Origin of the sequence: Klebsiella sp. HMSC16A12 (genome assembly GCF_001808265.1) — a bacterium.
Classification (GTDB): domain Bacteria; phylum Pseudomonadota; class Gammaproteobacteria; order Enterobacterales; family Enterobacteriaceae; genus Klebsiella; species Klebsiella pneumoniae.
Genome location: NZ_KV792569.1, coordinates 21298 through 29723 on the forward strand (window position 1 = coordinate 21298; position 8426 = coordinate 29723).

Sequence of the window (8426 nt, forward strand, 5' to 3'; positions counted from 1 at the left end):
GTCGCTATGCTTTTTATAGAAAAGGCATAGCGGCTCACAATTCGAATTCGTATTTGTAGGTTCAGTCGCCTTGTTGCCAGTCCTGGCAAAAGTGCGGGCGCAGACTTTCGATGGCGGAGGGCAAGCTGCCCTGGCAGGTCACACCCAAGTAGGTGGCCGCCCGGGTAGTGCCGACGTACAGGTATTTGTCGAATAGCGCCGGATGCAGTGTGGCGAGCTGGTCAATGCTGACAAAGAACACCGCCTCGAACTCCAGGCCTTTGATGTGCTGGATGTCGAATACGCGCACGTTGCTTTCCTGCCCCACAGCCTGGCCCTCTCGGCAAGCGATGACCTGGATGTTGTGCTCGGCCAGGGTGATGTTCAGCGCGTCGGCCAACGGAGCAACGTCGTCCTCGGTGTTCACAAAAATGGCGGTGGATGGCAACTGGCCGACAAAGCGCTCAATCTCGCGAATGCGATCAGCTAGCCAACCGACAATGGTTTCTGCGTTGGTCGCGTGCTCCAGCAAGGCTGGCGCAACGCCCATGCTGTCCATATGCGCTGGCAAGCTGGCGTTTTGCTCGGTGCCACCGACAGCGCGGATCATGGCGCGGGCCAAATCGTTCAGTTGCTTGCTCTGCCGATAGGAGACAGTGATCTCCTTGATATCGAAATCGGCGAAGACCCACTTCAAGTCGTCGACGGAGCGTGCGCCCCAGGTGGTCAGGCGTTGATTGAAGTCGCCACAGGCGAAGAATGAGCGCAGTCGCGGATGCGTCAGCGCCGCCATGCTCGCCAGCTGGATGGGCGAGAAGTCCGTGGCTTCATCCACCAGGATCTGGTTGCAGTAATGCCCCAGAATGGGCTGGAGCGATGACCACGCGGGACTATCTATGTCGCGCTGAACGTTGGGCCGACTGATCAGGTCGCCTGCGCCGCGCAAGATTGCGAGCAAGACGATGTCCAATTCGAGTGGATGGATGTCGCGCGCCTCAAAGCCTTCGTGGCGATACCAGGTGTTTACCGGTTGGCGTTCGCGCCTGAATGCACGGTAGCGCTTCGGGATGCCCTCGAGGTAGCGCTTGACCGGATTAACGAAGCGGCGTGCACTGGCCTGCACCAGAAGACTTGCACCCACCTCAACGCGATCCGCTTCTGTCAGACCACGCTCCCCTAACCACTCGATGATTTTGCCATTGCGAGAGGTTTTGCTGACTGTGCGCTTGGATGCTGCTGCCCGGGCTTGGGCGCGTACCGCTTGCATGTAGACATTGAGCGCCGCGGTACGGCCTGTGCGGGATGCTGTGGTGTCTTCTTCTTCATCGGCATCCGGGTCGTCCTGGTCGTCCGCTTCAGTCGCTTGCCCTTGTTGGAGGCTGTCGATCATGCGGGCCAACTCATCCAGAAAAGCTCGGTTGCGTTTGAGCTGCAGGTTGAGTGCGGCTTTGATCTTGGCGTCCGAGCCTTCCTTCAGGCTGCTGACGAGTGCCTGCACTTTGGCAATCTCCACCGACAGCGAGCCAAACATCGCCGCCAGTGCGCCATCGGCCGCGCGCGACAAGATGTCTTGCAGACATGCGCCGAGACTTAAGACGTCGGGCGTTTTGGCATCGTGGAGCTGGGTTGCTGCTTCACGCAGTTCCTGCACATAGGCCTTGCGCTGCCATTCATCGAAATCGTCAAACCATTGAATGGGGTGCTCTAGTGCGGCATCGGTCATGCTGGTCAGTCCGTCTTTCAGAACAAAGGTACCGCCACCGGAAGCCCTTCTGAGGACGCCGAATACGTTTCGGGCCAGCTCGCGTCGATAGTCCTGCCACGTTCTGATGCGCAGATCCGAGGCGGGAACTCCTTCACGCGCAAATGCCTCCTTGAGGTACTGCTTGAGCAATTCCGTGGGCGTGAACATCAACCAGCTGTTGGCATGCGCAATGCCTTGGGCTGAGGCGATTGTTTCAACCAGACGTTGTTCGCCTTCTTCTAGGAAGGCGGTGTCTAGTTTTTGGCCGAGGCGGCGGATCAGAGTAGTCGTCTTGCCAGTACCAGGCGGGCCCAGGATCAAAAGACGATTGTCGATAGGGCGACGGAAAATCTCATCTTGATATTGATCGAGGATAGGCTGATCACGCAGTCCCATCTTGGTGATGACGCTGCGGCGAACGCCGTCGATGATGTTGGCCTTGACTGACTCCTCGGCCAGCAATTGGGCAAGAATGTCTTCGGTGACTTCTTCTCCCGCGACCTCGGTCAGCAGCGCACGCAGCGACTCGATGGTGAACGGCCCAAAATGCTCGGCTTCAACGACGGTGTCACGAGAGTCCCACCCATCGGCAAGCGCATTGGGGCGGAGATGTGCTCGCTCAATGACGGTTAAATAACTGCCATCTTTGAGCTCCAGCTCTGCTCCAACAGGTAGGGATGCAAGTCGTCCTTTTTCTGTTCGATAACTAGTGTGATTGATAAATCCTGTTAAAGGAATTGCCCGACAGATATAGAACGTCTGTCGATTTCCTGTGTCGTCCTCAGCAACGACACGAGCAATAGCTGGCTCAGATGCCAAGGTCTGATAGCTCTCTCTATTCACTTGGCTAATCTGACCTAGATTCTGAATAGCCGAGCTAGACGTCATCGTATTGATACTTGCCAACGCTTCTGAGCCCAATGTCCGCCCATCGTGCAGCTTGCCCCTAGCGGTTTCAGCGATGCTTTCGAGTTGCGCCAACGCTTCACCAGCGATCTGCTCGATGTGTATCCTTGACTCATCATTCAAGCTCTGTGTCATGCACTCTCACTCCCGGTCAATTCTTCAAGTTCTTTTTTAAGCTGCCGCAAATGCGCGTTGATCTCTACTTTGCGGTTGAATTGCTTTTCTTTGGCAAGTCTACTGGCAGCTTTCTCAACTTCACGCTGCTTGGCTGCAACAAGTTCGACACGTGCGACCACGTCCGCGAGACTTTCTCGTGGGCGCGCAGGCATGGGGATTAGGCGGTGAAGCGTCTGCTCATACAAGCCGCCCAGGTCGAGTGCTAAAGGCATGGCGGCGCGCTCACAGTCACTCGGCAACCAGGCTGTCGTAAAGTAGTCACTCATGACCCAACGGCTGGCGTCTGACTCATTCGGTCTTTTGTATGCAGCGATCACCTTTGTTCGGCCATTAAAGCTCAGCTCGAAGATGATGGGAAACTGCACCGCGCCATCGATGCAACGCAAAACGTCCAGATTCAGCTCCGATGTCTTGAGCTGGATTGAGAAAATCTGAAGCTCTGGTACTCCCGGCCTGGCGGGCAGGTTGATCGTTTCTGGAGCCAACTTGTATTGCCAGACGATCTGCTCCACCTGCTCGACGAACAAGTCCTTCAGCCTTGTATTGGCGCCGCTGTGTTCGTAGATCTTATTCTTTGGCAGGGTACGAGCAAAGACAGCCTGCTTCGGATAGTTGATGAACGCGGTATTCGACTCAAATCGCGCAGACTGACTCATCCGGCCTCCTGAATCACGAGGAAGGTAATCAGTTCGAAGTCGTCCAGTCCGACGATAGTATTGACCAACGCGGTGGTCTTTCCGCTGCAGAAGAGGCTGTCCAGATCCTTCTCTTCCTTCACCTCGATCATTGAGCGGATGGCCTTGCCAAGCAGGTCCGAATACATCTGCATCTTGCGGCCATCGGCCGTTTCCTTATTGAACAGGAGACAGGCATCTGTAATAGGCTGGGTTTGTCCCTTGGAGCAGGTGCGAACCAGATCCAGCAAACGTTTGACTTCGGTGTGATCGTGAATGACTTCCCCCTCGCGATTAATGTAGACGAGGTAATAAGGGTGCAGGCGATTGTGCTGACTGACGTTGACGCTTGGATTCCGGTTGCGTAGCGTGAAGATCACACCCGGGCGTAGGCCCATCTCCGGCTTGGCAGGCACTACGGCGTGCATCCCGCTTGGCACGTTGCTCAATTCGCCATTGACCTTCACATAGTTGAGCAAGTCCATTCGGAAGTCATTGAGCCCTAGATCAGTAATTGACACTCCGGTTTTCAGGTCTTCCAGCTCAATCACTTCCTCTTGCAGACGTCGCAATTGCTCTTTGCGATAAGACACATCGTTGGCTTGGGCGCTCAGCACATTGTCGTCACCGGTGGCTGTGACATCGGCAATCATCATTCGGCTCTCAACCCGTTCCTTCAGGTTGATGTATTCGTCGAGCGAGATGTCTGGCCAGTAGTTAACCAGTTGGATGCTGCTGTTGGGTGAGCCGATGCGATCCACACGGCCGAAGCGCTGGATGATCCGCACGGGATTCCAGTGGATGTCGTAGTTGATGAGGTAGTCGCAGTCCTGCAGGTTCTGGCCTTCAGAGATACAATCGGTGCCGATCAACAAATCTATCTCTGCCGCCTCATTTGGCAGCACGATCGCTTTCTCCTTCGAGTGTGGCGAGAAGAGGGTGAGCAGCTCCTGGAAGTCATAGTTCTTCTTGAGCGTGCTCTTCGGCGCCCCTTTGCCGGTGACTTTCGCACTGTGCAAGGTCTGTGTGGCCAGCAATTCCGGAGCCAAATTGGCATACAGATAGTCAGCGGTGTCGGCGAAGGCGGTGAAGATCAGCACCTTCTTGTTGCCAGGATTCAGCGGTGCTGCGATCTTCTTCAGAACCAGTGTCTTGAGATGCTGCAGTTTGGCATCATCGGCAGCCGTGATCTTGTTCATCGACGTCAGCAAGGCATCAATGATTTCCAGATCGACCTTCAGCTCGTGCTCCCAAGAAGGCAAGTCCATATCGGCGAGGCTGATTTTGACCTTGCCGCCAATCTCGCTGTCGCCAATGTTATGCAAGTCATCGTCCGCTTCGAGGTTTTCTAACTGGTCGGTCAGGTCATTGATTCTGCTGTCAATGCCACCGAGGTCGCCAGTCTGATTGAAAGTGCTGATCTTGGCTAACGTATTCGTGTGGTTCGCGCGCAGGGACTGGAGCGTCAAGCGGAAGGACTCAATTGAGCTTTCCAGGCGTTTGAGCAGGTTGGTCGTCATCAATGCCTGCAGGCTCTTTTCGCGGTCGACTTGCTTAAGCTTGCCTTTCCCTGCGATCTGAGTGTCATACATCTCCTCGTACTTCTTGAGTCGACTGGGCAGGATGTAGCTGATCGGGGCATAAACGGCGAGCTTGAGCAAAGACAGTTGCTCGAAGATCTCGTTGAAGCTCATCACATCTGTTCGCTGCGTGAGCGGACAGTGGAACGACAAGGGTTTGCGGCGCTCGGGGAATTGGCCTATTTCCTTGGTGTCGTAGAAAGTCTGGATATGCTTGCGCGAGCGTGCGATGGTGACGCTGTCGAGCAATTCGAAGAAGTCGAAGTCCAACGAGTCCAGGATGGCTCGCGCTGTGCGCTCTTCCGGTGGAAGCTTTGCCCATGCATTGAAGCTAGCCTGCGCACCACGGAAAATGTCCTCTACCGTCTTGCCGGTACGCAGCTTCTTGTTGAGGTTTTCGGAATCACCTTCGTAGGCCAGTGCCAGTTGGTTGCGCAGGTCATTGAAGCGGTTGTTCACCGGGGTAGCCGAAAGCATCAGCACCTTGGTTTTCACGCCCTCCTTGATGACCTTGTTCATCAGCTTCTGGTAGCGGGTCTCCTTGTCCTTATAGGCGTCATTGTTGCGGAAGTTGTGCGACTCGTCGATGACGACGAGGTCGTAGTTGCCCCAGTTGATGCGATTCAGCGGTGTGCCGAACGACTCACCGCTCGTACGGCTGAGGTCGGTATGACAAAGCACGTCGTAGTTGAACCGGTCGCGAGCAAATATGTTGGTCTTGAGGTTACGGCTGTAGTTCAGCCAGTTGTCCGCCAGCTTCTTGGGGCATAACACCAGAACTGACTTGTTGCGCAGTTCGTAATACTTAATCACGGCCAGCGCGGTGAAAGTCTTGCCCAAGCCTACGCTGTCGGCCAAGATGCAGCCGCTGTAGTTCTCAAGTTTGTTGATGATCCCGGTGGCAGCATCTTTCTGGTAATTGAAGAGTTTGTTCCAGATGAGCGTATCTTGATAGCCCGTGCGGTCGTTCGGCAGGACATCCTCGTTGATGTCGTCCAGAAACTCATTGAAGATATTGTAGAGCATCAGGAAGTAGATACTCTCGGGCGAGTTTTCCTGGTAGACGGACGCAATGTGGTCGCAGATCTGCGCCGTTACATCCTCCAGCTTCTCGGGGTCTTGCCAGATCTGGTTAAACAGACTGAGGTAGGTCGCCGTAAACGTCGGCTCGTCCATCTTGTTGACAAAGTTGGATACAGCGTTGCCCTGCTGGTAGCCGAGATCGACGGCGGTAAAGCCGTGCAGTGGCATGTAGGCAGTATCTGCGGCAGCAGCCTGAATGCAAGTAAACTGCTGCATCGGTGCCTTGCTGCGATTGGACTTGAATGTTGCCTTGCGCCTCATCCAGTCCGCGCACTCTTTTGCAATTGCGCGCTGGGTCAGTTTGTTACGCAGATGAATTTCGAACTCACTCCCGTACAAGCTCCGTTCGCGGTCAGCCTTCGGTATGTGGAATTCTCTGCGTTCCTTGCGAATCTTGTCGGTAACCTCGTTAGCGGTAAACGTCGGCGAGGTAAAGATGAATTGCAGCTCGTCGATTTTTTCCAGCTCTGCTTTGAGCGCTTCGAACGCGTACATCGAAAAGCAGGAGGCGGCGATCTTCAGGCGAGCACCAGGTTTGAGCGTCTGCTTTAGGTCGTCTCCGAGCAGACGGTTGATATTGTCGATCAGTTCCATTAATAGTCAGCCTTCTTAGTGGCGCTATAGCCTGGTGCCAGTAAGGCATTTTTTACGCCGTAAATTGCGAGATGATCTTTGAGCCATAACCGGTACTCCGGTCCGCGAAGGCAATGATCGGGTGAGCAGTCTACCCGCCAGCGCTGCAACATATAGCCCACCACCGCAGCGCGAACGCGCATTCTGATCGAACCGTCTGTCATCCCGTAGTCCATCTTGATAATATCGGGCCGCTCAACGCTCGGGTGCGGCACGAAATCCAGCTCGACGATGCGCGTCCACTGGATGTCGTTATCCTGTCGTTCGTTGTCCTGTGGCTCTTCGTCGAGCAATGTTGGTGCTTCGATGCGGGTAACGACGAAATCCCGAAACTCTCTACTCTTGCGATCAAAGGCCCGGACGTGCCAGCGTAGGCCGGTATCAACCAAGGCAAAGGGCACAATTACCCGCTCGGACTCGCCGCCGCTCATCGAGTGGTAGCGGATGGCGACAGGTCGCTTGGCGTGGATGGCTCGGCAAATCGCTGCTAACACATCCATCTTGGGGATGCACAGGGCTGCGGGGGATTCACATGGTAGCAGCGCCTGCATTGAGCCGTTCACGCCATCGCCAAAGCCTAGAGCCAGCGCCGACAGAATGCGCTGCGATGCGTGCTTGAACAACGGGGAAAACGCCTGCCCGATGCGATAGATCTTGTTGCTACCATCGAAGGTGATGTTATGCGGCACGATTTCCCGGTACAAAGCCAAATCGCGTGTCGCCCCTGCTGGAGCCACGCCGAAGCGCTCAATCAGATCTGGGCGACCGATCTCACCGAAGAAGTAGAGCCGAAAATCGATGTAGGCCAGCCGCTCGCGCTGGACCAGACTCAAGTCCTCAAGCCGCTTAGAAGGGGAACTAGGCATGAATCATCACTATATGGGAAAATGAAAATTGAATACGGTAATCCATAAAGTGCCATGGTTGTAATCAAATTGATGATAATCATGCAATAATACTTATGTAACAGCAAGAAATGATGTCTCTAACATAGACAGTCATCATATTGGCTGATGTTTCTATATCGTTAGATTGATGCTAGCCAGCTATAAAACCTTGCTGCCCAATGCCCAATGCCCCTCGGGCAATTTGCTCTTATCCACTGATCTGGTTTGCGGAGGAGGGGGCCAAGATAACCTAACTACTCAGGGAGCGGGATCAAAGGCGCAGTGACTTAACGCTTACCTGGTGACCTGCCCCCAGGATTAGATACAACGCTCACTTAGTAATGTCGGATCCTTCACTATCAGAATTACCCTTTCTCCAGGCCGCCGCAAATTCAGACGGCGCCTGATAATTCAGCGCGGAGTGCGGGCGGTACTCATTATAATCCTGACGCCATTCACTGATGGTTTTCCTGGCATGACTGACGTCACTGAACCAGTGTTCATTCAGGCATTCATCGCGAAAGCGTCCGTTAAAACTCTCAATAAATCCGTTCTGTGTCGGCTTGCCGGGCTGGATAAGTCGCAGCTCCACGCCATGCTCAAAGGCCCATTGATCGAGTGCGCGGCAGGTAAATTCCGGGCCCTGATCCGTTCTTATCGTCGCCGGATAGCCGCGAAACAGCGCAATGCTGTCCAGAATACGCGTGACCTGCACGCCTGAAATCCCAAAGGCAACAGTGACCGTCAGGCATTCCTTTGTGAA

General features: G+C 54.6%; 5 protein-coding genes. All 5 read right to left on the reverse strand.

Annotation, left to right across the window (positions count from 1 at the left end; all coding sequences use genetic code 11):
- Positions 1–61: 61 nt before the first annotated feature.
- Positions 62–2764, reverse strand: coding sequence for an ATP-binding domain-containing protein (locus HMPREF3140_RS29230; protein ID WP_070552929.1), 2703 nt, complete (start codon positions 2762–2764; stop codon positions 62–64).
- Positions 2761–3462, reverse strand: coding sequence for a DUF4391 domain-containing protein (locus HMPREF3140_RS08160; RefSeq protein WP_070552930.1), 702 nt, complete (start codon positions 3460–3462; stop codon positions 2761–2763). The genes HMPREF3140_RS29230 and HMPREF3140_RS08160 overlap by 4 nt, the downstream gene beginning before the upstream one ends.
- Entirely contained in the window at positions 3459–6737 is a 3279-nt protein-coding gene (locus tag HMPREF3140_RS08165; protein WP_070552931.1) for a helicase-related protein, read from the reverse strand. The genes HMPREF3140_RS08160 and HMPREF3140_RS08165 overlap by 4 nt, the downstream gene beginning before the upstream one ends.
- Complete coding sequence (locus HMPREF3140_RS08170; RefSeq protein WP_070552932.1) at positions 6737–7642, reverse strand: helix-turn-helix transcriptional regulator; 906 nt, start codon at positions 7640–7642, stop codon at positions 6737–6739. The genes HMPREF3140_RS08165 and HMPREF3140_RS08170 overlap by 1 nt, the downstream gene beginning before the upstream one ends.
- 352 nt (positions 7643–7994) lie before the next feature.
- A partial coding sequence (locus HMPREF3140_RS08175) for an integrase core domain-containing protein (RefSeq protein ID WP_139146156.1) occupies positions 7995–8426 on the reverse strand: 432 nt, incomplete at its 5' end.